The following is a 25187-nucleotide window of genomic DNA, read 5'->3' as shown; positions in this document are numbered from 1 at the left end:
GCTGCACGTTCTCTGGGGGCGGCTGCACGTCGAGGGTGACGCGCAGCGAGTAGCGAGAGCCGACGTACCGGCTGACGCTGTATTCCAGGGGGTGCGGCGTGCTGGTCGACGATCACGCGGCTCTCCACCAGCAGCGGCTCGGCCTCGCTGACCTGTAACCGGGGGCCGTCCGGGCCGGCGGGCTGGGCGGTCAGGGTCGAGGAACCGAGGGTGGGACGCAGGCCGCGCTCGTGCAGGGCGCGGTGCAGCGAGCCGGTTTCGAGGTCGGCTTCGAGCAGGGTGTCGAGGTGGGGCGGGAAGCAGGCGTACTCGATGGCCAGCGGGAGGTCGTCGGCCAGGCGTACCCGGACGATCGAGACCAGGGTGGGAGCCCCGGCCGTGAGCTGCAGCGCGGTGTTGACCGTGTTGACGAGCGCCTCGGCGTCGGCGGTCATGAGGTTGCCCGTGCCGGGCTCAATCATGTTCCTCACCTCCGCTCGTACCCGTAGTCCCAGGCTGGTCTGACAAAATTCGCTGCTCAAGCGCATGATCCTGGAGAAGTGCACCGACTGAGACGCGCGCTCGTCGCTGTGCACCGCGACCCACCTGATGGCGCTCAACGGCAACTCGCCGTAGATCAGGAACTCGGCCGCCGGCGTAGCGGTTCGGAATGCTGTCGCGACGATCGCAGGCGATCCGGTACATCATCGGTGAGCGAGGCGCGAAGTAGAACGGGACATACTCCCCGACGCGGCCACCGGGCTCGATGGGAATGGTGCGCCGCCTCCTCGACTCTTTGATGTCCGCAGCCCCGACCTCAGTCCTCGTCATCCCCTCCCGAGCGACGGCATCGCACCGCAGAATGCCGGCCGTCCGGATCGCTTCGAGGTTGTCGATGTGGGTGAAGTGGTAGATCCACCGATCGTCGACGGCTGGAACAACGGACTGAGTCATGCTGTAGTTGTCTCCGTCCCTCGGCGGCTCGGCTCCGTCGCGGAACGCGGATGTCACCCATCGGCGACAGTGAGAAGCCGACGCGTCCGGTGATCGTCGCCGGGAAGGACAGGATCCAGCATGGCTATGTCGCTGCCCATCGACGCCGAGGCCAACGAGCTGCTGTCGGCGGATCCGCTGGCGTTGCTCATCGGCATGGTGCTGGACCAGCAGATTCCGCTGGAGAAGGCGTTCAGCTCGCCGTACGTGCTCGCGCAGCGGCTCGGTCATGCCCCCACCGCCGCCGAGCTCGCCGAGTTCGATCCGGAGCAGCTCGTCACGATCTTCGCCACGCCGCCCGCCCTGCACCGGTTCCCCAAGGCCATGGCCGCCCGCGTGCAGGAGGTCTGCCGGGCCCTGGTCGGCACCTACGACGGGGACGCCGCCGATCTCTGGCGCGACGCCGCCGACGGCAAGGAGCTGGTCAAGCGGATCGCCGCCCTGCCCGGCTTCGGCAAGCAGAAGTCGCAGATCTTCGCCGCGCTGCTGGGCAAGCAGTACGGCGTCCAGCCGCCCGGCTGGCGCGAGGCCGCCGGCGCCTACGGCGAGGAGGGCTCGTACCGTTCGGTGGCCGACATCGTCGACGCCGAGTCGCTGGACCGGGTGCGCGCCTTCAAGAAGGAGATGAAGGCTGCCGCGAAGGGCTGATCAGCAGCTCGAAGAGGTCGGCCGGAGGCAGCGGCCGGGCGAAGAGGTAGCCCTGCCCGATGCCGCAGCCGAGCAGCTGGAGTTCCGCCGCCTGCTCCGCGTTCTCGATGCCCTCGGCCACGGTCTTGAGGTGCAGCACCTGGCTCAGCCGCAGGATCGCCTCGGTGATGCCCGAGCCTTCCGGGGTGCCGTCGAGCTGGGCCACGAAGCTGCGGTCGATCTTGAGGATGTCGACCGGCAGCCGGGTCAGGTAGTGCAGCGACGAGTAGCCGGTGCCGAAGTCGTCGATCGCCACGTGGATGCCGTGGTCGCGCAGCGCCCGCAGCTTGGCGATGCCGGCGCTCTCGTCCACGAGCGCCGATTCGGTGATCTCCAGGCACAGCCGGTCCGGCGCCAGCCCGGTACGCGCCAGCACCCCCAGCACGTCGGCCACCAGTGACTCCTCCGGCAGCTGCCGCGGGGACAGGTTGACGCTGACGTAGAGGTCGCCCCACTCCACGACCTGGCGGCAGGCCGTCTCCAGCACCCACAGGCCGATGTCGGCGATCGTGCCGCTGCGCTCGGCGATCGGGATGAACCGGGTCGGTGAGACCACGCCCAGCCGCGGGTGGTGCCAGCGGACCAGCGCCTCGACCCCGACCGGGCGGGCGTCCGCCAGGTCGACCAGCGGCTGGTAGAGCACGTGCAGCTCGCCGCGTTCCGAGGCGCCGGCCAGGTCCTCGCCGAGCTGGGCGTCGGCGGCGCGGCGGTCGCTCATCGACGGGTCGTGCAGCTGGATGCCGTGGGTGCCCAGGTGCTTGGCCTGGTACATGGCGATGTCGGCGCGGCGCAGCAGTTCCTTCGGGGTGTCGTCGGGGCGGCTGGTCGCCACGCCGACGCTGGCGCGTACCGGAAGCAGGTCGTCACCCAGGTGGACCGGGGCCGCAGCTGCCATGGCCAGGATCCGCTGGGCCGCCGCGACCGCCTGGTCCGGGCTGGTCACGCCGGTGACCAGCACCACGAACTCGTCGCCGCCGATCCGGGCGGCCACGTCGCCGGCCCGTACGCCGGCCAGCAGGATCTGGGCGAACTCGGTCAGCATCGCGTCACCGGCGGCGTGCCCGTGCACGTCGTTGACCAGCTTGAAGTCGTCGAGGTCGATCAGCAGCAGGGCGATGTCGGTACGCCGGCCCACGGCCTCGGTCAGCCGGGCGTCCAGGCCGGCCCGGTTGGCCAGCCCGGTCAGCGGGTCGTGCAGGGCCATCTGTTCGAGTTCGAGTTCGCGTTCGCGCAGCCGGTTCTCGACCTGTTGCCGGCGTTCGATGTCGCCGCGTAGTGCCGCCGTGGCCGCGTCGACCTTGCCCATCGCCCGGTTGCGGGCCCCGGTGAGCAGGGCGACGAGCATGGTGAGCAGCATCGCGATGGTCATGGACACGGCGAAGGTGGTCTTCACGATGCCGCGGTCGGTCTCCCGCAGCAGCTGCTCGGTGGGGTGCACCGCGAGCTTCCAGGTGCGCAACCCGGCGGAGACGGTGGCGACGCGGTCGAGCGCGCGGGCGTAGCCGGCCGCGGGGATCCCGGAGCTGGCGATGGCCCGTTCGACCGCGTCGGTGGGATCGTCCAGGTCGGCGGCCACCGCGCCGTGGGCCTGGGTCCGCAGCGTCTCGGTGAGCAGGTCGCGCCCGTGCACCCCCATGGTCAGCCAGCCGCGGAAGGCGCCGCCGATGCGCGAGACCGGCACGGCGAACAGGAACGAGAGCTGCTGCTCGGCCGCCGGTAGCCCCTGGTCCTTGAGCAGCACGTACGCCCGGCTGACAGCGAAACCGCCGACCGTGTACGCGTCCTGCAGGGCCTTGGCGGCCGCCGGGGACGCGGACAGGTCCGTGCCGGGCCGCGCGGGCACGCCGTCGAAGGAGCGGGTGAACACCTCGAACGCGTGCTCCCCGGCGGTCACGGCCGGACGCAGGGTCAGGCCGGTGGCGCCCCGGCCACGCCAGTACGACTGCGTCGCGGCGACACCGGTGGCCGGGGTGGAGACCACGAAGCCGAGCGAGGTGGCGCCGGGTAGGCGACGGTTACTGACCTTGTTGGTGATCCAGGTGAAGTCGCCGGCGGTCAGGTCGGTCTGGGAGCCGAGCGCGATGGAGACGTCGGCGAGCGTGTCGCCGTACCGCTGGATCTGGGTGGTGATCGCCCGGGTGAGGTCGCTGGTGTAGCGGTCCATGAGCTGCGCGGCGTAGCGCAGCTCGGCAGTGCGCGCGGTCCGCGCGGCGATCCACGACATCCCGCAGCCCAGCAGCGCGACCACCACGACGAGGGCGACGCCGGACCAGCGTCGCCGGTTCAGCCCGCAGGGCAGCCACCGCACATCTGCATGTTCGGTAGCTCAGCCGTTATCTGAAACATTCGGCACCACGGACCCGTTACCGGCCCGGATGGGCCGGTGCGGGCGGCGAGCATCTGCGTCGATTCTGGGCACCTGCCCGGTGACGGTGCGAGGATGGGTTGTCGATCGGAGATCCAAGGTGAAGAAGCAGCCGGTGTTGATCACCAACGCCGCTCGCAGCCCGAGCGAACAGTTCCGCAGCCGCCAGATCCGTTACGTGACCATGATGGGTGGCCGCGCCGCCTGCCTGATCATCGGCGCTGTCCTGGTCAGCGTCCGTCCGCCGTTGCTCCCGCTCTGGCTGGTCCTCTGCGCCATCGGCATGGTCTTCCTGCCGTGGGCGGCGGTGCTGATCGCCAACGACCGCCCGCCGAAGAGCCGGGCCAACCCAGCGGCGAGCCCGGCGGTCAACCAGCAGCGCATCCTCGAGCCGGAGGCGGCCGAGGTCATCAAGCAGCGCACCATCGACGTCGAGCCCTAGGACACCGGCCGCGCGCCGGCCGTCTGCACGGCCGCAGCGCCGAGAGCGGCGCCGGCCGTGAGCGCGGCCGCCGGATCCGCACCCGAACACCACGCGGTGAGCAGGCCGGCCGCGAAGGCGTCACCCGCCCCGGTCGGATCAAGCGGGGGTACGCGCACACCCGCGACCGACCGCAACACCCCGTCCCGGGACGCCCAGACGGCACCGTCGCCCCCACGTTTGACCACCACGTTGACCGCCACCGCGGTCAGCGCGGCTGCCTGTTCCTCGGCCGGACCTGTCCCGCCCAGCACGGCCGCCTCGTCGGCATTGCACAGCAGGAGGTCGATGCCGCACAGCAGATCGAGGAACGCCCGGGCGCCGAGCTGCCGGAGCGGCTCGGCCGACGCCGCGTCCACGCTGGTGGTCAGCCCGCGCTCCCGGGCCGCCGCGAGCGCGGCCAGCCCACCCGGCCGTGACCCGGCGTGCAGCAGCGGATAGCCGGAGAGGTGCAGGTGGGTGACGCCCTGCGCGGCCCTGACGGCAGCCGTGACGTCCGCCGGGTCGAGCAGCAGCGCGGCCCCCCGGTCGGTGATCATCGTGCGCTCGTCGGCCGAGCTGAGCACCACCACACTCCCGGTCGGTACGCCCGGATGCGCTCGCACCGCGCACCGCACCCCGGCGGCGACCAGTTCGGCGATCCGTTCCCGGCCGGCGTGGTCGTCACCGACCGCGGCGATCAGGGTGGCCCCCGCCCCGGCATGGGCGAGCCAGGCGGCCGTGTTGGCCGCCTGCCCGCCCCCGCCGACCGAGATCCGCGCCTCGGTGTCCGAGCCGACGGCGAGCGGCCCGGCGTGCGCGACCAGCACGTCGGTCACGAGATCGCCGACGACCAGCACGCTCACCCGGCGCTCACGTCCGGTGTCCGCGGCGCGGTGCGATCGGTCGTGCCGGGAGGGCTTCCCGGCGTGGCGCGGTCGGTCATGCCGGGAGGGCGAAACCGAGCGTCGCCGGCGCCGGAGTGGCGGCGGCGGCGATCTGCGCGGCCAGGGCCGCGTTGCGCAGGATGATCCGCACGTTGACGGCCAGGCTCCGGCCCTCGGTGCTGCTGTGGAAGTGGGCCAGCAGGAACGGGGTCACCGCCTTGCCGGTGACACCGTCGCGGGCCAGCAGCTCCAGCCCCTCGGCCAGGGTGCGGTCGTGCAGCGCCGGGTCGAGCTGCTCGTCGGCCGGCAGCGGGTTGCCCAGCACCAGGGCGCCCGCGCCGACGCCCTGGTCCGCCCGGGCGGCGATGACGTCGGCGACCTGCTTCGGGGAGTCCAGCCGCCAGTCGACGTCGAAGCCGCCGTCGGTGACGAAGAAGCCCGGGAAGCGGTGGGTGCCGTACCCGGCGACGGAGACGCCCAGGGTCTCCAGGCGCTCCAGGGTGGCCCCGACGTCGAGGATCGACTTGACCCCGGCGCAGACCACTACGATCGGCGTCCGGGCCAGCGTGGTCAGGTCGTTGGACTCGTCGAAGGTGCTGTTCGCCTCGCGGTGCACGCCGCCGAGCCCGCCAGTGGCGAAGACGCCGATCCCCGCCGCCGCGGCGATCGCGCTGGTGGCGGCGACCGTGGTGGCCCCGTCGGCGCCGGTGGCGGCGGCGACGGCGAGATCGCGGACGGAGAGCTTGGCCACGCCGTCGGCGCCGGCCAGGTGTTCGATCTGGTGGTCCTCGAGCCCGACGACGAGCTCACCGCCGATCATCCCGATGGTGGCCGGGACGGCACCGTTGTCGCGGACGGTCTGCTCGATCTCCCGGGCCACCCGCAGGTTGTCGGGCCGGGGCAGGCCGTGGGAGACGATCGTGCTCTCCAGCGCCACCACCGGGCGCCCGTCGCGGCGCGCCCGGGACACGTGGTCGCCGTAACGGATGGCAAAGCGGCCCATCTGCCGCGTGGAATCGGTCACGATGGCCACGGTACGGGGCTCCGGAGCTCCGTTGTCGTTGGACCGACCAGGCGTGAGGTGTCAGACTTGTGGGTTGGAGCTTCTTCCGCGGTGACCGGGGGGCACGCGGGGCCGGCAACAGTGCCCATTCAGCGGCACTGTGCCATCGAGCACACAGTCATGAGACTCATGAAGGGCAGATGCCGTGAGCACGCAGATCCTGGAGCGTCCGGAGACCAAGGACGCCGACACCGGTCCCGAGATGTTCCACTACGTGCGCAAAGAGAAGATCGCCGAGAGTGCCGTGATGGGCACCTTCGTGATCGCTCTCTGCGGGGAGAAGTTCCCGGTGACCAAGTCGCCGAAGCCGGGCTCGCCGGTGTGCCCGCAGTGCAAGGAGATCTACGAGTCGATGAAGCACTGACCCCCGGCCCGCTCTCGTGACAGGCGGCTACAGCCTGCTGGTCGCGGACCTGATCGGCGTGGCCGTCTTCGCGGCCTCCGGCGCCGGCGCCGCGGTTGCGAAGCGACTCGACCTGTTCGGCGTGGGCTTCGTCGGCTTCGTGGCGGCGCTCGGCGGCGGCCTCCTGCGCGATCTCGTGATCGACGCGGTGCCGCCGCTGGCCTTCGGCGACTGGCGGTACGCCGTCACGGCCGTCTGCGCCTCCGTGGCGGTCTTCTACCTGCACCCGCAGCTCAACCGGCTGCGGCGCACCGTGCTGCTGCTCGACGCGGCCGGGCTGGGCCTGTTCACCGTCACCGGCACGCTCAAGGCCCTGGAGGCCGGCGTACCGGCCGTCGGCGCCTGCCTGATCGGCATGCTCACCGGCATCGGCGGCGGCGTGGCCCGCGACCTGCTCACCGGGGAGATCCCGGTGGTGCTCCAGCGCGACATCTACGCGGTGGTCGCGCTCGGCGGCGCGGCGGCGGTGACCCTGCTGAGCCGGCTCGAGCTGGCCGGCCCGCTCCCGCTGGCGCTGTCCGCGGCGGCGATGACGGGGGTACGGCTGCTCGCGCTCTACCGGCGCTGGTCGGCGCCCGTCGCTGTGCCGTGACCACGGCGGCGCCCGCCCGCCGCTATGCTGGGTTTCGCCTCTGCGGCCGTCGCGCGGGGGCATTTTGCTGTGACCCGCCGGGTTGCCGTGGCCCGTCCGCAACAGCACGTGGTGAGAGTCGAGAGGATCGTCGAGCTTGAGTCCGCCCCTGCCGAATCTGGAGACCTTCCCGCCGCTGCGGGCCTGGCAGCGCAAGGCCCTGGTGGAGTATCTGCGAAGGCGCAGCCCCGACTTCATGGCCGTCGCGACCCCGGGCGCGGGCAAGACCACCTTCGCCCTGCGGATCGCCGCCGAGCTGCTGGCCGACGGCACGGTCGAGGCGGTCACGGTGGTGTGCCCGACCGAGCACCTGAAGACCCAGTGGGCGAACGCGGCGGCCCGGGTCGGCATCCAGCTCGACCCGTCGTTCCGCAACGCCGACGTGCACTCCTCGCGGGACTTCCACGGGGCCGTGCTGACGTACGCGCAGGTGGGCATGGCGCCGGCGGTGCACCGGCGGCGCACGATGACCCGCCCGACGATGGTCATCCTGGACGAGATCCACCACGCCGGCGACTCCCGTACCTGGGGCGACGGGGTGAAGTCGGCCTTCGAGGAGGCCGAGCGCCGGCTCATGCTGACCGGGACGCCGTTCCGCTCGGACGACAACCCGATCCCGTTCGTCGTCTACGAGCGGGGCGACAACGGCCTGCAGCGGTCCCGCTCCGACTCGGTCTACGGCTACTCGGACGCGCTGCGCGACGGCGTCGTCCGGCCGGTGCTGTTCATGGCGTACTCCGGCGAGACGCGGTGGCGGACCAACGCCGGAGACGAGCTGGCGGCCCGCCTCGGCGAGCCGATGACCAAGGACCTGGTGGCCCAGGCCTGGCGCACCGCCCTGGACCACCGCGGCGACTGGATGCCCCAGGTGCTGCGGGCGGCCGACGCGCGGCTGTCCCGGCTGCGCGAGCACGGCATGACCGACGCCGGCGGCCTGGTCATCGCCAGCGACCAGCAGACCGCCCGGGCGTACGCGAAACTGCTCGGCGAGATCACCGGCCAGCCGGCGGTGGTCGTCCTCTCCGACGACCAGGGCGCCTCGGCCCGGATCGCCTCGTTCGCCCTCTCCGACGAACGCTGGATGGTCGCGGTCCGCATGGTGTCGGAAGGCGTCGACATCCCCCGCCTGGCCGTCGGCGTGTACGCGACCAGCGCCTCGACCCCGCTCTACTTCGCCCAGGCGATCGGCCGCTTCGTCCGCGCCCGCCGCACCGGCGAGACGGCCACGGTCTTCCTGCCCAGCGTCCCGCACCTGCTGGGCCTGGCCAGCGAGATGGAAGCCGAACGCGACCACATCCTGGGCGCCCCGAAGGACCCGGACGGCCTGGACGACGCCCTGCTGGAACGAGCACAGCGGGCGGAAGACGCCGAGGGCGACCTGGAGAAGAGGTTCGAAGCCCTGTCGGCGACGGCCGAGCTGGACCAGGTGATCTACGACGGCGCCTCGTTCGGCACGGGGGCCCGTACGGGCACGCCCGAGGAGGAGGAATACCTGGGGCTGCCGGGCCTCCTGACGCCGGACCAGGTGAGCGTGCTGCTGGAACGGCGGCAGAGCGAGCAACTGGCGGCGCAGAAGCGGCAGAAGGCGGCTGAGCCGGTCCCGGCCCAGCGCGAGCCGGTGGTGACCCTGAGCGCGGGCGAACGCCGCAACAGTCTCCGCCGCCAGCTGAACACTCTGGTGGCGGCCCACCACCACCGCACGAACCTGCCCCACGGCAAGATCCACGCCGAACTCCGCCGGCTGTGCGGAGGCCCACCGAGCGCCCAGGCAACAATCGAACAACTCGAAGAACGCATCGCCACAATCCAAACGATGTAACAGAACCGCCTATCCCGACATAAGCACCCCAGCCGAGCAATACGCCCACGACGCGTGCCCCGCTGAGTCCCGCTCGCTCGTGCGGGCGGGACGTCCGGCAGCCCGCACGAGGGTCGGTTGAGCCGGGACCTGGTGTCGGGTCGGGCTGGCTGACTGCGCGGCGCGGTGGCTGGACCACCGAAATACCTGACGGCCCCATCGGCACGAGGCAGCTACCTGCCGGGCGGCGTGGCCTGAATGCGCGGCATGGCCGGCGGCCAAGCCCACCAGTGCAACCACCCGAAAAAACACTGAGGGGCGCCCACACCGGGCGCCCCTCAGATCGTCTATCGGGGGTTAGTTGGAGTTAGACATCATGTCTGCGCCACGCCAGGAGAACTCCGGGTCCGCCTTGTACTGGACCGTGATCTTCACCAGGTCCTCGGCGTACCTGTTGGCGTGGTGTCCGCAGAACACCAGCTCGCTGCCACCAGCCAGGGTCAAACGGAGCTTTCCGGCTGCATTGCAGCGGTCGCACCGTTCATCGGCTGCTGGTCCGGCCACCGTTCCCGCCGGCGGCGTGAGAGTCGGGGTCATCGCCTTCCTCCTCTGGTCGTCACCGATGAACATGTTCCTCGGCTACTGCTCACCCATGGTGCAACACCCTTGGCCCTAACAGCCTTCCCACTGTGCCCCGGGGGGACCCAAGTCACACGTGGTCGGGCTAGTGTGCCGTGCTCCAAGGGTGCCACGTCAACGATCACTTCTGCACAACGGTCTGATCACCACCGAATGATGTACGGGTGGTGACCAAACAGGCACGGATCGTTGACTGAACGGGGGTAATCCCGTATTGATCAAGGTGTCCGTGCCTGCCGTGGTCAGACTCAGTCCAGGTAGTCGCGCAGGACCTGCGAGCGCGACGGGTGTCGCAACTTCGACATCGTCTTCGACTCGATCTGCCGGATGCGCTCCCGGGTGACCCCGTAGACCTGGCCGATCTCGTCCAGCGTGCGCGGCTGGCCGTCGGTCAGGCCGAACCGCAGCCGCACCACGCCCGCCTCGCGCTCGGACAACGTCTGCAGGACCTGCTGCAACTGGTCCTGCAGCAGCGAGAACGACACCGCGTCGACCGCGACGACCGCCTCGGAGTCCTCGATGAAGTCGCCGAGCTGGCTGTCGCCCTCGTCGCCGATGGTCTGGTCGAGCGAGATGGGCTCCCGGGCGTACTGCTGAATCTCCAGCACCTTCTCCGGGGTGATGTCCATCTCCTTGGCCAGTTCCTCCGGGGTGGGCTCGCGGCCCAGGTCCTGGAGCAGCTCACGCTGTATGCGGCCGAGCTTGTTGATGACCTCCACCATGTGCACCGGGATGCGGATGGTGCGGGCCTGGTCGGCCATGGCGCGGGTGATGGCCTGGCGGATCCACCAGGTGGCGTACGTGGAGAACTTGTAGCCCTTGGTGTAGTCGAACTTCTCGACCGCGCGGATCAGGCCCAGGTTGCCTTCCTGGATGAGGTCCAGGAACGCCATGCCCCGGCCGGTGTAGCGCTTGGCCAGCGAGACCACGAGCCGCAGGTTGGCCTCGAGCAGGTGGTTCTTGGCCCGCTCACCGTCGCGGCCGATCCAGCGCAGGTCGCGCTCGAAGTTGCGCTCGAGCTTCTCCTCGCCCTCGTCGCAGGCGCGCAGCCGCTCGGCGGCGTACAGGCCCGCCTCGATGCGCTTGGCCAGCTCGACCTCCTGCTCCGCGTTCAGCAGGGGGACCTTGCCGATCTGCTTGAGGTACGCACGGACCGAGTCGGCGGAAGCGGTCAGCTCGGCGTCGCGGCGCGCCTGCTTGAGCGCCTCGGACTCCTCGTCGTCCCACTCGAAGTCGCCGTCGGTCGCCGTCGCGGCCGCGTCGGTGGCGGCGGCCTGGACCAGGGCGGCCGGCTCCTCCACGACGACGTCCTCGATCTCGGCGGCGAGCTCCTCGGGATCGATCTCCTCGCCCTCGGCCGGGGTCTCGCCCGGCTTGGCGGCCTTGGCCGGGGCCGCCTTGGCGCCCGGGGCGGCCTTGCGCGGCGCGCCCGCGGCCTTCTTGGCGGGCGCCGCCTTCTTGGCGACGGTGGCGGGGGACGGCGCGGCTGCGTCGTCCTCGGTGCCGGCCTGCTTCTGCTCGGGTGCGGCCTTCTTCGCCGGGGCGCGGGTCGCCTTGGCGGTGGTGGCCTTGGAGGCGGGAGTGGCGGCGCGGGCGGCGGCGACCCGGCGGCGGGTGCTCGCCGATCCGTCGACGACGACCGTGACTCCCGCGTCCACGAGGGCGCGGAGGATCTTCTTGGCCTGGGCCGGCGTGACTTCGGCCGACTCGACCGTCTGCACGACCTCGGCTGACGTGATCTGCCCGCCCGCACCCTGAGCATGGGCGATCAGGGCCTCGGTGAGAGAGCGAACGTCGGCACCGGTCTGGTGGGCTTCTGTCACGAATGACCTTCCGGAGGGCGATGTAACACGGCCATGAACCCAGCGCAGCGCGCGGCGGAACGAGGCTGGCCGGTGTGGTGTGGGAGCCCTCGGGACGCGGACGGGCCCGCTGGCGGCTGTCCGTGAAGCGTGGGCAGGGGTGAATTGTAGCGCCGTCCGGCTAGATCCTCCCGCCGCAGCACGCCACCGGCACGCCGTGGGGGGTCTCGAGGGGGGTACCGGGCCCTCGGGAGGCGCTTGCCGGGACAATGACGACGGCTGAAAGGACGGTCACCAGTGGCTGTGGAACCGGGAACATCGACGCCGGACATCTTACTCGAGATCGCCGTACGGATCGCCCGGGAGGCCGCGGCGACCGCCCGGCGGACCCGGGCCGAGGCGATCACCGACGTGCAGACCAAGAGCACCGACACCGACGTGGTGACGGCGGCCGACCGGGCCGTCGAGCGCCAGGTGGTCGCCGCGCTGGCCGCTGAGCGGCCCGGAGACGGCGTACTGGGCGAGGAGTACGGGGATTCCGCGGAAACGGCTGCCGGAGCCGTACGGTGGATCCTGGACCCCATCGACGGCACCGTGAACTATCTCTACGGCCTCCCGCAGTACGCGGTCTCGCTGGCCGCCGAGGTGGACGGCGTCGTGGTCGCCGGCGTGGTGCTCAACCCGGTCACCGGCGACGAGTGGACGGCGACGCTCGGCGGGGGCGCCTGGCGCGGCGGGCGTCGGCTGACCGGCTCGGTCCGGACCACCCTGGAGCAGACCCTGCTCGCCACCGGCTTCGGCTACGACCGGGCCCGGCGGGCGCACCAGGGCGCGGTCGTGGCGCAGCTGCTGACCCGGGTGCGCGACATCCGGCGTTTCGGTGCCGCCTCGATCGATCTCTGCCTGGCCGCCGAGGGCAGCGTCGACGCCTACTTCGAGAAGGGGCTCAACCCCTGGGACCACGCCGCCGGTGGCCTGGTCGCCACGGAGGCGGGCCTGCTGGTGTCCGGACTCGACGGAGCGCCGGCCGGGCCGGACATGGTCGTCGCGGCCCCGCCGGCCATCTTCGGCGCGCTGCACGACGTCCTCGTGGAGCTGGACGCCGCCGGCGGTCCCTGAGTCAGGAGTCCTTCTTGGGGGCCACGCAGGCACCCGGCGGCAGTTCGGGCTCGCCCAGCTCCACCAGCGACTGGTTGACCTCGGTGGTGGTGGCGAGCTGCTGGAAGCCCTTGCCGACGACCACGTCCACCACCGCGCCCTTGCGCTTGTCGTCGTACTGCGGCTCGGCCTGGTTCAGGAAGTACGCCCGCAGCAGCCACGCCGAGCCGACCGCTTCGGGGCCGTACCGCATGACCGCGACGCCGTCGAACTTCTTCTTGTTCTCCGCCGGCTTCTGGGTCTTGAACCGCCGGTTCTTGAACTCGTTGGTGACGCTGTCGGCGAGTCCCGGGGTCTTGGTGCCGTTGAACACCCGCACCGTCACCTGCTCGGGGTCGTCGGGCAGGGTCAGGTTAGCCATCACCGAGCCGTCGGCGCAGCCGCCACCGGCGACCGCGTCACCCTGCGTGTCGCGGACCAACGCCACGACGACGAAGACCACCGCGGCCACGGCGAGCACGCCGACCACGACCAGCGCTCGGACGCGGGCAAAGCTCATGGAACTGGCTCCCGGGGTCAGCTCGATCGACCGCCGTCCGGTGCCGGACGGGGTATGCGGTGAGGTTAGCGTCTGCACGCCAAGCCTGCGGAAAGAGGGAATGTTCCCGGCGCGGCGACGATGATCCACGGGCTGCGACCCCTACCTTGATGTCGCCTCGGTCACATCGGGAACAATTGGCCGCCCGCGCGCGTACAAGCCACGCGCGAGGGCGGTAAGGTGCCGCGTTTGCCGGGGCAGTTTCACGAGGGGGTGGGGGCGCCCCGGCGGACGGGCGATCCCTGGTTCAGATCGGGGAAAAAAGTCCGTCGCACCCGGGAACCGAAACGCCGTCGCTGGCGTTACTAACGCCAAGTGACACATCGATACAGGAGAGTGAAAACCGATGGCCACCGACTACGACGCCCCGCGTCGCGACGAGGTCGACCTCGGCGAGGACAGCCTCGAGGAGCTCAAGGCCCGCCGCGCCGACTCGCAGTCGGGCGCAGTGGACGTCGACGAGGTCGAGGTGGCGGAGAGCTTCGAGCTCCCCGGTGCTGACCTGGCCGACGAGGAACTCACCGTCAAGGTGCTGCCGATGCAGACCGACGAGTTCCGCTGCGCCCGTTGTTTCCTCGTGCACCACCGCAGCCAGCTCGCGGTGGAGCGGAACGGGGAACTGATCTGCCGCGAGTGCGCCTGACCGGCGCGCTTGTGAGCAGGACCCCGGTCGTCGTCCGGCGATCGGGTCACGTACCGACCCCTGACGCACCGGTCGCCGGTTTGCCCCGGCTGCTCCACCGGGTATCAGGCCGACCGTATCGAAGCCAACGGCAGACACGGGGAGGTCGACGATGAGCCGCCCAGAAGACAGTTCGGCACAGTCCGAAGATCCGGGGCGTGAGCTCATCAAGGTCGGCCCCGCCGAGCCTGCCGATCCCGGCAACGCCGGAATCGGCGCCACCGTGGCCGCACTGACTGCCGACGACCTGGAGCCGGCCGGTCGCCGGCGCCTGCTCGGCCGGCTCGTCGGCGATGTCCGCCGGCGGGGTCTCGGCCAGCTCTTCCGGCCGCAGGCCGCAATGCGCTGGATGGCCGACGTGGTCGCCGACGTGGCACCGCACGTGCCGGTCCGCGACCGGGCCACTTTGCGCCGGCACTACGACGGGCTGGACGGCGACGAGCTCGCCGAACGACTCATCCGCAACGCCGCCCGGGCCACCGCCGGGGTGGGTGCCGCCGGTGGCGGTGTGGCCTCGCTGGAATGGGCCGCCACGCCGACCCTGCTCTCGGCCCCCGTCCTGCTGGCCGCCGAGACGGTCGCGGTCGTAGCCATCGAGCTCAAGCTGCTCGGCGAGCTGCACGAGGTGTACGGCCGCCCGGTGACCGGCAACGCCCTCGAGCGCGCCACCGCCCTGCTCCAGGCCTGGTCGGGCCAGCGCGGCGTCAACCCCATGGTCCCCGGCGTCGGGGTCGCCACCGTGCTCGGCACCGCGGCCCGCAAGGAGTTGCAAGGCACCCTGCTGCGCCGCTTCGGGCGCAATCTGACCACGCTCGGCCCGCTGCTCACCGGCGCCGCCGTGGCGAGCTACCTGAACCGGCGGGCGACCCGCTCACTCGGCGACAAGCTGGTCAAGGACCTGCGCCGGCAGGGCCCCGCGGTCATCGAGGGGGAACGCCGGGAGCTCAGCTCCTAGCGCGCAGCAGTGCGGTGGCCAGCTCGACCGGGCGCCGCGAGCTCACCACCCAGAACGGTGTCGGGTCGGCCGGATCGTCCAGCAGCACCTGTACCGCGCCCTTGATCCACGGCCGCTGCACCACGAAGGCCAGCGGGTGCGAGCCCACGCCGAGCACTTCACGCTTGCCGGCCGCGTCCAGCGGGATCACGTCGGCGATCACGCTCAGCGGCAGCCGGGCGTCGTCGACCTGGAGCTCCGTCGCGGTGACCGCGACCCGGATCCGGTCGGCCCGCCACAGCAGGAAGACGGTCAGCGGCAGCAGCACGGCGAACGGCACCCAGGCGCGCAGCCCGGTGCTGCCCATCCAGATCTCGGCGGCGAGCAGGGCCGCCACCAGCAGCCAGCCCGGCCAGGCGAGCCACGGGATGTGCAGGCGCTCGGCGTACGCCGGACGCGGCGCCGCCGTGCGTGCGGAGGCCTCGGATGTCACCCTGGTGAGGGTACGGCGCGCCTCCGTCCGCGGCGACGGCAGGATGGCAGGGTGGGTGCCGCTCGCCCGCCCGCAGGACCGACGCCGATCGTGAGGACCGCTACCGTGACCGAACCCGTGGACATCCAGGTCCGCCGGCTCGACCCCGACCTGCCGTTGCCGGCCTACGCCCACCCGGGCGACGCGGGCGCCGACCTGTACGCCGCCGAGGACGTGGAGCTCACGCCCGGCGCGCGCCGGCTGGTGCGGACCGGGCTGGCGATCGCGCTTCCGGAGGGCTACGTCGGACTGGTGCATCCCCGCTCCGGGCTCGCGGTCCGCCTCGGCGTGACGGTGCTCAACGCGCCCGGTACGGTCGACGCCGGTTACCGGGGCGAGATTCTGGTGAACCTGGTCAACCACGACCCGGCCGCGACCGCGAAGATCGCCCGTGGCGACCGGATCGCCCAGTTGGTCGTGCAGCGGGTCGAACGGGCAGTGTTCCACGTGGCCGACGAGCTCGCCGACACCTCCCGGGGTGCGGGCGGGCACGGCTCGACCGGCGGGCACGTGGCTCTGCCGACCGGTCCGGACCAGCGATGAAGCCGGCGCAGCAGCAGCTCTAGAACGAAGAAGGTGGCAACGCAGATGTTCTCCCGCAAGCGCGGCGGTCCGAAGCACGTGCGCCCGGACGACGCTCCCCAGTCGGCGGCGCTCGCCAAGAGCATGGGCGATGCTCCGGCGCCCGAGTTCGGCCCTTACGACAGCAGGCAGGCTCCCGACGGAGTGCAGCGCCTGGACCTCGGCAGCCTGCTGATCCCGGCGATCGAGGGCGTCGAGGTGCGGGTGCAGGCCAACCCGGACGGCGCCGTCGAGCAGATCGTGCTCGTGCACGGCAACAGTGCCTTGCAGCTGGGCGTGTTCGCCGCGCCGCGCAGCGAGGGCATCTGGGACGAGGTGCGCGCCGAGATCGCCGCGGCGATGAAGTCCGACGGCGCCGCACCGCAGGAGTTCGACGGGCCGTACGGCGTCGAGCTGGCCGCCCGGGTCAACACGCCCGAGGGGCCGGCGGATGTCCGGTTCGTCGGGGTGGACGGCCCGCGCTGGATGGTCCGCGCGCTGTTCCAGGGTCTCGCCGCCGCCGAGCCGGGCCAGGAGGGCGTACTCGGCGAGTGCCTGCGCGGCCTGGTCGTGGTCCGCGACGACGAGGCGCGGCCGGTGCGTGAGGCGCTGCCGCTGCGGCTGCCGCGCGAGATGGCGGAGCACGCCGAGCAGCACGCCGAGGGCGAGGATCCGACTCCGCCCGACGTCGCCGTCAACGAGCAGTTCCCGGGCCACAACGGGCGCCACGCGCATTGATCGAAACGGCTCCCGGTGAGGTACGTCACCGGGGCCGCTTCCGGCGTACCGTGGGCTTGCGGCACTTGCCCACACTGTGTGCCGTCCGCCGGTACCCCCGTCGGCGCGTTTCCACGGTTCGCCGAGGAGAGGGTGGCACCGAGGTCATGTCGACCGATGAGCGCACCACCGGCCTGCGCCGGTTTTTCGAACGGCTGACCGCCTCCGAGGCGGAACTGGACGCGCAGGAGTTGCAGCGCGACAGTGCCAAGTGCGGTGCCATGCCGGCCGGTCAGTGTCACCGGGGCCAGGTCGTCTCGGTGTCCGGGCGACTGCGCACCGTGGCGTACACTCCCCGCACCAACCTGCCGACGCTCGAGGCCGACCTCTACGACGGCAGCGACGTGGTCACGCTCGTCTTCCTGGGCCGCCGTTCCATCGTCGGCATCGAACCGGGTCGTCAGCTCACCGCTCGCGGCCGGATCGCCCTGCGCGACGACCGCAAGGTCATCTACAACCCGTACTACGAGCTGGAGGCGCCCCGGTGACACCCGGCAGCGAACCCCGTCACGCCGCGCACGAGTCAGTGGAGGATCGGGTCGTCGAGGAGGTCGTCGAGGAGCTCGTCGGAGAATTCGTCGACGAGCTCAATCCGCCTCCCGTGAAGCCGTCGGCGGGCCGGCCGGAGGAGGTCGAGGAGCCCCTCCCGTCGATGAGCGAGCAGATCTCCGAGCAGCTCGGCGGGGTCCGCGGGCTCGTCGAGTCCAGCGTGCCGGTGCTCGCGTTCGTGGTGCTCAACGTGCTGCTGGGCGAGGTCGGGCTGGATCTGGCCAAGAAGACCGCGCTGTACTGGGCGATCGCCGGCAGCGTCGGCTCGGCCCTGGCCATCGGGATCTACCGGCTGACCCGCAAGCAGCCGATCCGGCATGCGGTCAACGGGCTGTTCGGCATCGCGATCGGCGCGTTCCTGGCCTGGCGCACCGGTGACGCCAAGAACTTCTACCTGCCCGGCATCCTGCTGACCCTGGGCCAGGTGGTCGTGCTGATCGGCTCGGTGGCGGTCCGCCGGCCGATCATCGGCTACGTCTGGGGGGTGCTGGCCAACGGCGGCAAGCACGACTGGTTCGACAACCCCCGCCTGTTCCGTACCTTCCAGTGGCTGACCCTGGTCTGGGCGGCGTCGCTGTTCATCCGCGCGGGCGTGCAGGGCTGGCTCTACCTGGCCGACCAGGCGAACGCGATCGGGGTGGTCCGGATCCTGATCAGCTGGCCGATCTACGCCGCCACCTTCGCCTTCACCGCCTGGGCGGTGCATCGGGTGACCTCAGCGCAGGCGGCCGAGGCCGAGGCGGCGAAAGCTTCCTAGCCCAGCTCGCGGGTGTTGCCGAGCATCACCGTGCGGACCGCGTCCTCGACCTCCGAGGTGCAGACGAAGATCAGCTCGTCGCCGGCCTCCAGCGGATCGTCCGGCGTGGGCACCAGCACGCGCTTGCCGCGCAGGATGGCCACCAGGGCGGAGTCGCGCGGCATCGGCACCGCGCGCACCGGCTGACCGACGTACGGGGCGGTGGGCGGCAGGGTGATCTCCACCAGGTTGGCCTCGCCCTGCCGGAACGTCATGAGCCGGACCAGGTCGCCGACCGTGACCGCCTCCTCGACCAGGGCCGCCATCAGCCGGGGCTTGCTGACCGCGACGTCGACGCCCCACTGCTCGGTGAACAGCCACTCGTTCTCGGCCCGGTTGACCCGGGCGACCACCCGGTTGACCGCGAACTCGGTCTTGGCCAGCAGCGAGCACACCAGGTTGGCCTTGTCGTCGCCGGTGGCGGCCACGACCACGTCGCAGTTCGCCACGTCGGCCTCCTCCAGGCTGCTGACCTCGCACGCGTCGGCCAGCACCCACTCGGCCTCGGGGACCCGTTCGGGGCGCAGCTGGCGGGGCTGGCGCTCGATGAGCATCACCTGGTGGCCGTTGCCGATCAGTTCCTGGGCGATCGAGCGGCCCACGTTGCCCGCGCCCGCGATGGCGATCCGCATGGTCAGTGACCCCCCAGCCCGGCGCCCGCGGCGCTCGCCAGCACGTCGGCGACGATGTCGTCGGTGACCAGCATGAAGACCTGGTCACCGTCCTGCAGCACGGTGGAGGGCGTGGCCAGCGAGCCGATCCCGAACCGCATCAGGTACGCGACCCGGGCGCCGGTGGCCTCCTCCAGCGAGGAGAGCGACTGCCCGACCCAGTCCCGGTGCAGCGGCGCCTCGACGATCGACACCGAGCTCGTCGGGTCGCGGAACACCTCGACGGTGCCCTCCGGGACCAGGTGGCGCACCATCCGGTCGGCGGCCCAGCGGATCGTCGCCACGGTCGGGATGCCCAGCCGCTCGTAGACCTGCGCCCGCTTGGCGTCGTAGATGCGGGCGACGACCCGCGACACGCCGAAGGTCTCGCGGGCCAGCCGGGCCGAGATGATGTTGGAGTTGTCGCCGCTGGACACCGCCGCGAAGGCGTCGGCCCGCTCGATGCCGGCCGAGCGCAGCACCTCGCGGTCGAAGCCGATCCCGGTCACCGTGATGCCACCGAACTCGGCCCCCAGCCGGCGGAAGGCGTCGGCGTTCTGGTCGATCACCGCGACCGAGTGGTCGCGGGCGTCGAGCTTGTTCGCCAGGGTGGAGCCGAGCCGGCCACAGCCCATGATCACCACGTGCAAGGTTTCGCGCCTTCCCGCTGGATGCGTACCTAGGCAGAGCGTGCCATGCGGCGGCGACAGCCGTTGGCCGGGGCGGCCGACGGCGTGGCGTGCACAGCCGTACCCTTGGCGCTTGTGGCAAGTTCGACGTCCCTGGCGAAGCGGCTTCTGCTCGGCCGGCCCTTCCGCTCCGACCGGCTGCAGCACACGCTGCTGCCGAAGCGCATCGCACTGCCCGTCTTCGCCTCGGACGCGCTGTCCAGCGTCGCGTACGCGCCCGACGAGATCCTGCTGACGCTGTCCATCGCGGGGGCCGGGGCGTTCCTCTACTCGCCCTGGATCACCCTGGCGGTCGCCATCGTGATGGTCACGGTCGTGGCCAGCTACCGGCAGAACGTGCACGCGTACCCGTCCGGCGGCGGCGACTACGAGGTCGCGACGGTCAATCTCGGCCCGCGCTTCGGGGTCGCGGTGGCCAGCGCGCTGCTGGTCGACTACATCCTGACCGTGGCGGTGTCGGTGAGCGCCGGGGTGTCGAACCTGGGCTCGGTGGTGCCGTTCGTGGCCGAGCACAAGGTGGGCATCGCGGTCGCGGCGATCGCCCTGCTCACCGCGCTCAACCTGCGCGGCCTGCGCGAGTCCGGCACCGCGTTCGCCATCCCGACGTACACGTTCATCGTGGTCATGCTCGGCATGATCATCATCGGCCTGGTCCGGGTCTACATCCTCGGCCAGGATCTGCGTGCGCCCAGCGCGGACGTCATCATCGACGCCGAGGACCACCATCTGACCAGCTTCGCCTTCGTCTTCCTGCTGCTGCGGACGTTCTCCTCCGGCTGTGCCGCGCTGACCGGGGTCGAGGCCATCTCCAACGGCGTGCCGGCGTTCAAACCGCCGAAGAGCAGGAACGCCGCCTCCACGCTGCTGATGCTGGGCGGCCTCGCCATCACCATGCTGGTCGGCATCATCATGCTGGCCCGGGCCACCCACCTGCAGTTCGTCGAGGATCCGCTGGTGCAGATCATCGGCGGACCGGAGAACTACGTGCAGAAGACGGTCACCACCCAGCTGGGCGAGACGGTCTTCGGCAGCGGTTCGATCATGCTGTACGTGGTCGGCGCGGTCACCGCGCTGATCCTCTTCCTGGCCGCGAACACCGCCTTCAACGGCTTCCCGGTGCTCGGCTCGATCCTGGCCCAGGACCGCTACCTGCCCCGGCAGCTGCACACCCGCGGTGACCGGTTGGCCTTCAGCAACGGCATCATCTTCCTGGCGGTCGCCGCGATGGTGCTCATCGTCGCGTTCCAGGCCGAGGTCACCCGGCTGATCCAGCTCTACATCGTCGGCGTCTTCGTGTCCTTCACGCTGTCGCAGGCGGGCATGATCAAGCACTGGAACCGGCTGCTGCGCACCCAGCGGGATCCCACCGCCCGGCGCCGGATGGTCCGCTCCCGTGCGATCAACACCTTCGGCATGGCGCTGACCGGCGCGGTGCTGGTCGTCGTGCTGATCACCAAGTTCCTGCTCGGCGCCTGGATCGCGATCGTCGCCATGCTCGTCATCTACGTCGGCATGCTCGGCATCCGCAAGCACTACGACCGGGTCGCACGGGAACTCGAACCCGACGAGGAGCGCCCGGTGCTGCCGTCGCGCAACCACGCGGTGGTGCTGGTCAGCAAGGTGCACAAGCCGACCCTGCGGGCGGTGGCGTACGCCCAGGCGACCCGGCCGGACACGCTGACCGCGGTCACGGTCAACGTGGACGACAAGGACACCCGCACGATCCAGGCCGAGTGGGAACGCCGGCAGATCCCGGTGCCGCTGACCGTGGTCGACTCGCCGTACCGGGAGATCACCCGGCCGATCATCGAGTTCGTCAAGAGCGTGCGCCGCGGCTCACCCCGCGACGTGGTCACCGTCTTCATCCCCGAGTACGTGGTCGGCCGCTGGTGGGAGAATCTGCTGCACAACCAGAGCGCGCTGCGGATCAAGACCCGGCTGCTGTTCGAGCCCGGGGTGATGGTGACCAGCGTCCCGTGGCAGCTGCAGTCGAGCCAGGACCGTGATCTCGACCGGCTGGACCGGGACCTGAGCCGCGCGCCGGCCCGTGGTCCGCGTACCCGTCCCAGCGGTGTGCCGGCCGGAGTGCCCGGCACGCCTCCCGCCGACCCCCCGGAAGAGCCGAAGTGAGCGACGAACTGTTCGAGGGTGACCGCGTCGAGGTCACCGTCGGTGCGCCCGCGCACGGCGGGCACTGCGTGGCCCGGATCGGCGGCCCGCACGGCCGGGTGGTCTTCGTGCGGCACGCACTGCCGGGGGAGCGGGTCACGGTCGAGCTGACCGAGCTGCACAAGGGCTACCTGCGCGGGGACGCGGTGGAGATCCTCGAGGCCGCGGCGGAGCGGGTGACGCCGCCGTGCGCGTTCGCGCATCCCGGCGGCTGCGGCGGCTGCGACCTGCAGCACGTGGCGCCGGCCGCGCAGCTGGAGTGGAAGACCGCGGTGGTGAAGGAGCTGCTGGGCCGGATGGGCGGCCTGAGCGGCGAACGCATCGCCGAGCTCGACGTCCGGGTCCGGCCGCTGCCGGGCGGCCCGCTGGGCTGGCGGTCGCGGGTACGGTACGCGGTCGACGCCGCCGGCCGGCCCGGGCTGCTACAGCACCGGTCGCACCAGGTCGTACCCGTCGATCGTTGCCTGATCGCCCACCCCGGCCTGCAGAAGCTCGACGTGACCGGCCGGCTGTGGCCGGAAGCGGCCGCCGTCGAGGTGGTCGCGTCGACCGGCGGCGACGTCAGCGTGCTGGCCCGCCCGGCCACCGCCCCGCTGCTCGAGGCGGCCGGGGCCGTCCAGCCCGGCGCCCGCACGCCGGGCGGCAACGGCACGGTGGCCGCGCCGGCGCCCGTCCCGGTGGGTGACTCGCTGCTCGACGAGCATCCCGGCGGCACCCCGGTGCTGATCGAGGGCCCGGCCGAGGTGCGCGAGCTGGCCGCCGGCCGGGAGTGGCGGGTGCCGCCGGAGGGCTTCTGGCAGGTGCATCCCGCGGCCGCGGACACCCTGGTGGGCGCGGTGCTGGAGATGCTGCAGCCGGCCGAGGGCGAGATCTCCTGGGACCTGTACGGCGGCGCCGGCCTGTTCGCCGCCGCCCTGGCCGAGCGTACCCGGGCCCGCACCACGGTCGTCGAGTCGGCCGCGGTGGGAGTGGCGGCGGCGCGCACCAACCTGGCCGACCTCACCGGGGTCGAGGTGGTGTCGGCCAAGGTGGACGTGGCTCTCGCCCGGCGCCGGGTCACCGGTCCGGTCGACCTGGTGGTGCTGGACCCGCCGCGGACCGGCGCGGGCGCGAAGGTGGTCAAGGCGATCACCGCGGCCGGCCCCCGGGCGGTGGCCTACGTGGCGTGTGACCCGGCCGCCCTCTCCCGCGACGTGCAGACCTTCGCGGCGGCCGGGTACCGGCTGGCGGAGCTGCGAGCGTACGACTGCTTCCCGATGACCCAGCACATCGAATGCGTCGCCCTGCTGGTGCCCGCGGCGGCTTAGGGCCGCTCGGCGGCCGGCCCAGGGCCATCGCGACCAGCGCGGAGATGGAGAGAATGCATCGACGTTCATGACTCCTTTCCATCCTGCCTGGTGAGCTGAGTCACCTGGAGGCGCTTGTGCAGGTTTTGTGGAGGTCGTCTCTGCGGGCGTCCGCGACGGATGCGCTCGCAGATTCCGCCGATAGACTGACTTCTCATGAGCGAGCGCAGTGATCAGACGACGGCCGGCATCCTCCCGGGCATCAAGACCCCCGGCGATCTCAAGCGCCTCGATCCCGATCAGCTGACCCTGCTCGCCGCGGAGATCCGCGACTTCCTGGTCGTCAAGGTCTCGCGCACCGGCGGCCACCTCGGCCCCAATCTCGGCGTCGTGGAGACCACCCTCGCCCTGCACCGGGTCTTCGACTCGCCGCGCGACCGCGTGCTGTTCGACACCGGCCACCAGGCGTACGTGCACAAGATGGTGACCGGCCGCCAGGACGGCTTCGACCGGCTGAAGCAGCGCGGTGGCCTCTCCGGCTACCCGAGCCGGGCCGAGAGCGAGCACGACATGATCGAGAACTCGCACGCCTCCACCGCCCTGTCGTACGCGGACGGCCTCTCCAAGGCCTTCACGCTGCGCGGCGAGGACCGGCACGTGGTGGCCGTGGTGGGCGACGGCGCGCTCACCGGTGGCATGTGCTGGGAGGCGCTCAACAACATCGCCTCGGCCAAGAACCGCCTGGTCATCATCGTGAACGACAACGGCCGCTCGTACGCCCCGACCATCGGCGGCCTCGCCGACCACCTCTCCACGCTGCGCCTCAACCCCGGCTACGAGCGGGTGCTCGACCTGGTCAAGGACGCCCTGGGCTCGACGCCGGTGGTCGGTAAGCCGGTCTACGAGGTGCTGCACGCGGTCAAGAAGGGCATCAAGGACGCGGTCAGCCCGCAGCCGATGTTCGAGGACCTCGGCATCAAGTACATCGGGCCGGTCGACGGGCACGATGTGCAGGCGATGGAGTCGGCGCTGCGCCGGGCCAAGGGCTTCAACGCCCCGGTCATCGTGCACGCGGTGACCCGCAAGGGCTACGGCTACCGCCCGGCCGAGGACGACGAGGCCGACTGCCTGCACGGCCCGGGCGCGTTCGACCCGCAGACCGGGGCGCTCACCGCGAAGCCGTCGGTGAAGTGGACGAACGTCTTCGCCGACGAACTGGTCTCGATCGCCGACGAGCGCCCCGACATCGTGGGCATCACCGCCGCGATGGCCGAGCCGACCGGCATCGCCGCCCTGCAGAAGAAGTATCCCGAGCGCACCTACGACGTGGGCATCGCCGAGCAGCACGCGGTCACCTCGGCAGCCGGCCTCGCCATGGGTGGCCTGCACCCGGTGGTCGCCGTCTACGCGACCTTCCTCAACCGCGCGTTCGACCAGGTCTTGCTGGACGTGGCGATGCACGGGCTGCCGGTGACGATGGTGCTGGACCGCGCCGGCATCACCGGCCCCGACGGTCCGAGCCACTACGGCATCTGGGACATGAGCGTCTTCGGCGCCGTGCCGGGCCTGCGGATCGCCGCCCCGCGCGACGCCATCACCCTGCGCGAAGAGCTGCGCGAGGCGGTCGCCGTCGACGACGGCCCGACGATCGTGCGCTTCCCGACCGGCTCGGTCCCGGCCGACCTGCCGGCGTTGCGCCGGGTCGGTCCGGTCGACGTGCTGCGCGAGGACGAGCGCAAGGACATCCTGCTGGTCGCGGTGGGCGCGTTCGGCAAGCTGGGCATGGAGGTCGCCGAGCGGGTCGCCGAGCAGGGGTACGGCGTCACGGTCGTCGACCCGCGCTGGGTCCGCCCGGTCCCGATCGAGCTTGCCGCGCTGAGCCGCGGGCACCGCCTCGTGGTGACCCTGGAGGACGGCATCCGGGCCGGCGGCGTGGGTGAGGCCGTCGCGAGCGCCCTGCGCGACGCCGGTGTCGACGTGCCGCTGCGTGACCTGGGCGTGCCGGCCGAATTCCACCCGCACGGCAGCCGCGCCGAGATCCTGGCCGCGCTGGGGCTCACGGCGCAGGACATCGCCCGCGACGTGACCGAGTGGGTCTCGCACCTGGAGGATCCGGCCACCGAGCACCAGCCGCAGCGCTGACGTCCAAAGGGCTGAAG

The 25187-nt window shown here is 71.6% G+C and carries 25 protein-coding genes and 1 pseudogene; 15 read left to right on the top strand and 11 right to left on the bottom strand.

Annotated elements, in window-relative coordinates:
- Positions 1-104: 104 nt before the first annotated feature.
- Together Aau02nite_RS47820 and Aau02nite_RS08145 are read right to left on the bottom strand one after the other, a co-directional pair.
- Positions 105-434: pseudogene (locus tag Aau02nite_RS47820) on the bottom strand (UTRA domain-containing protein); the annotation flags it as partial.
- 19 nt (positions 435-453) lie between these two features.
- Entirely contained in the window at positions 454-933 is a 480-nt protein-coding gene (locus tag Aau02nite_RS08145) for a DUF4433 domain-containing protein (RefSeq protein WP_212987691.1), read from the bottom strand.
- A gap of 120 nt (positions 934-1053) precedes the next feature.
- On the opposite strand from Aau02nite_RS08145, the gene Aau02nite_RS08140 reads away from it, so the two are divergent.
- On the top strand, positions 1054-1620 hold the full coding sequence (locus tag Aau02nite_RS08140) for an HhH-GPD-type base excision DNA repair protein (protein WP_212987690.1): 567 nt from the start codon (positions 1054-1056) through the stop codon (positions 1618-1620).
- Here the strand turns inward: Aau02nite_RS08140 and Aau02nite_RS08135 are convergent.
- Positions 1586-3967 carry a putative bifunctional diguanylate cyclase/phosphodiesterase gene (locus tag Aau02nite_RS08135; RefSeq protein WP_246594983.1) on the bottom strand — a complete coding sequence of 794 codons (2382 nt, stop codon included), beginning with the start codon at positions 3965-3967 and terminating at the stop codon, positions 1586-1588. The two genes, Aau02nite_RS08140 and Aau02nite_RS08135, sit on opposite strands and share 35 nt — an antisense overlap.
- 172 nt (positions 3968-4139) lie before the next feature.
- On the opposite strand from Aau02nite_RS08135, the gene Aau02nite_RS08130 reads away from it, so the two are divergent.
- Positions 4140-4466: a DUF3099 domain-containing protein gene (locus tag Aau02nite_RS08130; RefSeq protein WP_438841110.1), complete on the top strand. Its 327-nt coding sequence runs from the start codon at positions 4140-4142 to the stop codon at positions 4464-4466.
- On the opposite strand, the gene Aau02nite_RS08125 is transcribed toward Aau02nite_RS08130, so the two are convergent.
- Positions 4463-5344 (bottom strand): carbohydrate kinase family protein, encoded by an 882-nt coding sequence (locus tag Aau02nite_RS08125; RefSeq protein WP_212987746.1) that lies wholly within the window; start codon positions 5342-5344, stop codon positions 4463-4465. The genes Aau02nite_RS08130 and Aau02nite_RS08125 overlap by 4 nt on opposite strands.
- Before the next feature lie 82 nt (positions 5345-5426).
- On the bottom strand, positions 5427-6374 hold the full coding sequence (locus Aau02nite_RS08120) for a pseudouridine-5'-phosphate glycosidase (RefSeq protein ID WP_212987745.1): 948 nt from the start codon (positions 6372-6374) through the stop codon (positions 5427-5429).
- 205 nt (positions 6375-6579) lie between these two features.
- On the opposite strand from Aau02nite_RS08120, the gene Aau02nite_RS08115 reads away from it, so the two are divergent.
- From Aau02nite_RS08115 to Aau02nite_RS08105, 3 genes are all read left to right on the top strand, one after another.
- On the top strand, positions 6580-6798 hold the full coding sequence (locus tag Aau02nite_RS08115) for a DUF3039 domain-containing protein (protein ID WP_203765641.1): 219 nt from the start codon (positions 6580-6582) through the stop codon (positions 6796-6798).
- A 16-nt stretch (positions 6799-6814) separates the two neighbouring features.
- Positions 6815-7429, top strand: a complete 615-nt coding sequence (locus Aau02nite_RS08110) for a trimeric intracellular cation channel family protein (protein WP_212987688.1) — start codon at positions 6815-6817, stop codon at positions 7427-7429.
- 136 nt (positions 7430-7565) lie between these two features.
- Entirely contained in the window at positions 7566-9287 is a 1722-nt protein-coding gene (locus Aau02nite_RS08105; protein WP_212987687.1) for a DEAD/DEAH box helicase, read from the top strand.
- A 336-nt stretch (positions 9288-9623) separates the two neighbouring features.
- Here the strand turns inward: Aau02nite_RS08105 and Aau02nite_RS08100 are convergent, their stop codons facing one another.
- Together Aau02nite_RS08100 and Aau02nite_RS08095 are read right to left on the bottom strand one after the other, a co-directional pair.
- The gene (locus Aau02nite_RS08100) at positions 9624-9863 is read right to left on the bottom strand and encodes a DUF7455 domain-containing protein (RefSeq protein WP_125803548.1); all 240 of its coding nucleotides are present in this window, start codon (positions 9861-9863) and stop codon (positions 9624-9626) included.
- A gap of 290 nt (positions 9864-10153) precedes the next feature.
- The gene (locus Aau02nite_RS08095; RefSeq protein ID WP_281420964.1) at positions 10154-11728 is read right to left on the bottom strand and encodes an RNA polymerase sigma factor; all 1575 of its coding nucleotides are present in this window, start codon (positions 11726-11728) and stop codon (positions 10154-10156) included.
- Positions 11729-12010: 282 nt separating this feature from the next.
- On the opposite strand from Aau02nite_RS08095, the gene Aau02nite_RS08090 reads away from it, so the two are divergent.
- Complete coding sequence (locus Aau02nite_RS08090) at positions 12011-12826, top strand: inositol monophosphatase family protein (protein WP_212987743.1); 816 nt, start codon at positions 12011-12013, stop codon at positions 12824-12826.
- A gap of 1 nt (position 12827) precedes the next feature.
- On the opposite strand, the gene Aau02nite_RS08085 is transcribed toward Aau02nite_RS08090, so the two are convergent.
- On the bottom strand, positions 12828-13364 hold the full coding sequence (locus tag Aau02nite_RS08085; RefSeq protein WP_212987686.1) for a LytR C-terminal domain-containing protein: 537 nt from the start codon (positions 13362-13364) through the stop codon (positions 12828-12830).
- A gap of 385 nt (positions 13365-13749) precedes the next feature.
- On the opposite strand from Aau02nite_RS08085, the gene Aau02nite_RS08080 reads away from it, so the two are divergent.
- Entirely contained in the window at positions 13750-14046 is a 297-nt protein-coding gene (locus tag Aau02nite_RS08080; RefSeq protein WP_023561654.1) for a DUF4193 domain-containing protein, read from the top strand.
- A gap of 151 nt (positions 14047-14197) precedes the next feature.
- Complete coding sequence (locus tag Aau02nite_RS08075) at positions 14198-15040, top strand: hypothetical protein (RefSeq protein WP_246594981.1); 843 nt, start codon at positions 14198-14200, stop codon at positions 15038-15040.
- Here the strand turns inward: Aau02nite_RS08075 and Aau02nite_RS08070 are convergent.
- The gene (locus Aau02nite_RS08070; protein ID WP_212987685.1) at positions 15030-15512 is read right to left on the bottom strand and encodes a DUF3093 domain-containing protein; all 483 of its coding nucleotides are present in this window, start codon (positions 15510-15512) and stop codon (positions 15030-15032) included. The two genes, Aau02nite_RS08075 and Aau02nite_RS08070, sit on opposite strands and share 11 nt — an antisense overlap.
- A 90-nt stretch (positions 15513-15602) precedes the next feature.
- Here Aau02nite_RS08070 and dut point away from each other — a divergent pair, with 90 nt between their 5' ends.
- From dut to Aau02nite_RS08050, 4 genes are all read left to right on the top strand, one after another.
- Positions 15603-16094, top strand: coding sequence for a dUTP diphosphatase (gene dut / locus Aau02nite_RS08065; RefSeq protein WP_212987684.1), 492 nt, complete (start codon positions 15603-15605; stop codon positions 16092-16094).
- Positions 16095-16139: 45 nt separating this feature from the next.
- Positions 16140-16850 carry a DUF3710 domain-containing protein gene (locus Aau02nite_RS08060; protein WP_212987741.1) on the top strand — a complete coding sequence of 237 codons (711 nt, stop codon included), beginning with the start codon at positions 16140-16142 and terminating at the stop codon, positions 16848-16850.
- Between the two features lie 146 nt (positions 16851-16996).
- Positions 16997-17377 (top strand): OB-fold nucleic acid binding domain-containing protein, encoded by a 381-nt coding sequence (locus Aau02nite_RS08055; RefSeq protein ID WP_212987683.1) that lies wholly within the window; start codon positions 16997-16999, stop codon positions 17375-17377.
- Positions 17378-17541: 164 nt separating this feature from the next.
- Positions 17542-18195 (top strand): DUF3159 domain-containing protein, encoded by a 654-nt coding sequence (locus Aau02nite_RS08050; RefSeq protein WP_246594991.1) that lies wholly within the window; start codon positions 17542-17544, stop codon positions 18193-18195.
- Here Aau02nite_RS08050 and Aau02nite_RS08045 read toward each other — a convergent pair.
- Together Aau02nite_RS08045 and Aau02nite_RS08040 are read right to left on the bottom strand one after the other, a co-directional pair.
- Positions 18192-18872: a potassium channel family protein gene (locus tag Aau02nite_RS08045; RefSeq protein WP_212987740.1), complete on the bottom strand. Its 681-nt coding sequence runs from the start codon at positions 18870-18872 to the stop codon at positions 18192-18194. The two genes, Aau02nite_RS08050 and Aau02nite_RS08045, sit on opposite strands and share 4 nt — an antisense overlap.
- Positions 18869-19534, bottom strand: coding sequence for a potassium channel family protein (locus Aau02nite_RS08040; RefSeq protein ID WP_212987681.1), 666 nt, complete (start codon positions 19532-19534; stop codon positions 18869-18871). The genes Aau02nite_RS08045 and Aau02nite_RS08040 overlap by 4 nt, the downstream gene beginning before the upstream one ends.
- 114 nt (positions 19535-19648) lie before the next feature.
- Between Aau02nite_RS08040 and Aau02nite_RS08035 the strand changes: the two genes are divergently transcribed.
- From Aau02nite_RS08035 to dxs, 3 genes are all read left to right on the top strand, one after another.
- Positions 19649-21703 carry an APC family permease gene (locus Aau02nite_RS08035; protein ID WP_246594980.1) on the top strand — a complete coding sequence of 685 codons (2055 nt, stop codon included), beginning with the start codon at positions 19649-19651 and terminating at the stop codon, positions 21701-21703.
- Positions 21700-23049 carry a class I SAM-dependent RNA methyltransferase gene (locus Aau02nite_RS08030; protein WP_212987679.1) on the top strand — a complete coding sequence of 450 codons (1350 nt, stop codon included), beginning with the start codon at positions 21700-21702 and terminating at the stop codon, positions 23047-23049. Before Aau02nite_RS08035 ends, Aau02nite_RS08030 begins: the two co-directional genes overlap by 4 nt.
- Before the next feature lie 195 nt (positions 23050-23244).
- Positions 23245-25170 (top strand): 1-deoxy-D-xylulose-5-phosphate synthase, encoded by a 1926-nt coding sequence (gene dxs, locus Aau02nite_RS08025; RefSeq protein ID WP_212987678.1) that lies wholly within the window; start codon positions 23245-23247, stop codon positions 25168-25170.
- Positions 25171-25187: the final 17 nt, after the last annotated feature.

Origin of the sequence: Actinoplanes auranticolor (genome assembly GCF_018332655.1) — a bacterium.
Classification (GTDB): Bacteria; Actinomycetota; Actinomycetes; order Mycobacteriales; family Micromonosporaceae; genus Actinoplanes; species Actinoplanes auranticolor.
This window is presented reverse-complemented; position numbering and strand designations above follow the sequence as displayed.

Bases quoted from the DNA above. Each gene is read 5' to 3' on its own strand.
- Aau02nite_RS08085 (WP_212987686.1), bottom strand. From the start codon at position 13,364: ATGAGCTTTGCCCGCGTCCGAGCGCTGGTCGTGGTCGGCGTGCTCGCC.
- dxs (WP_212987678.1), top strand. From the start codon at position 23,245: ATGAGCGAGCGCAGTGATCAGACGACGGCCGGCATCCTCCCGGGCATC.
- Aau02nite_RS08060 (WP_212987741.1), top strand. From the start codon at position 16,140: ATGTTCTCCCGCAAGCGCGGCGGTCCGAAGCACGTGCGCCCGGACGAC.
- Aau02nite_RS08140 (WP_212987690.1), top strand. From the start codon at position 1,054: ATGGCTATGTCGCTGCCCATCGACGCCGAGGCCAACGAGCTGCTGTCG.
- Aau02nite_RS08120 (WP_212987745.1), bottom strand. From the start codon at position 6,374: ATGGGCCGCTTTGCCATCCGTTACGGCGACCACGTGTCCCGGGCGCGC.
- Aau02nite_RS08080 (WP_023561654.1), top strand. From the start codon at position 13,750: ATGGCCACCGACTACGACGCCCCGCGTCGCGACGAGGTCGACCTCGGC.
- Aau02nite_RS08055 (WP_212987683.1), top strand. From the start codon at position 16,997: ATGTCGACCGATGAGCGCACCACCGGCCTGCGCCGGTTTTTCGAACGG.
- Aau02nite_RS08075 (WP_246594981.1), top strand. From the start codon at position 14,198: ATGAGCCGCCCAGAAGACAGTTCGGCACAGTCCGAAGATCCGGGGCGT.
- Aau02nite_RS08050 (WP_246594991.1), top strand. From the start codon at position 17,542: ATGAGCGAGCAGATCTCCGAGCAGCTCGGCGGGGTCCGCGGGCTCGTC.
- Aau02nite_RS08145 (WP_212987691.1), bottom strand. From the start codon at position 933: ATGACTCAGTCCGTTGTTCCAGCCGTCGACGATCGGTGGATCTACCAC.
- Aau02nite_RS08100 (WP_125803548.1), bottom strand. From the start codon at position 9,863: ATGACCCCGACTCTCACGCCGCCGGCGGGAACGGTGGCCGGACCAGCA.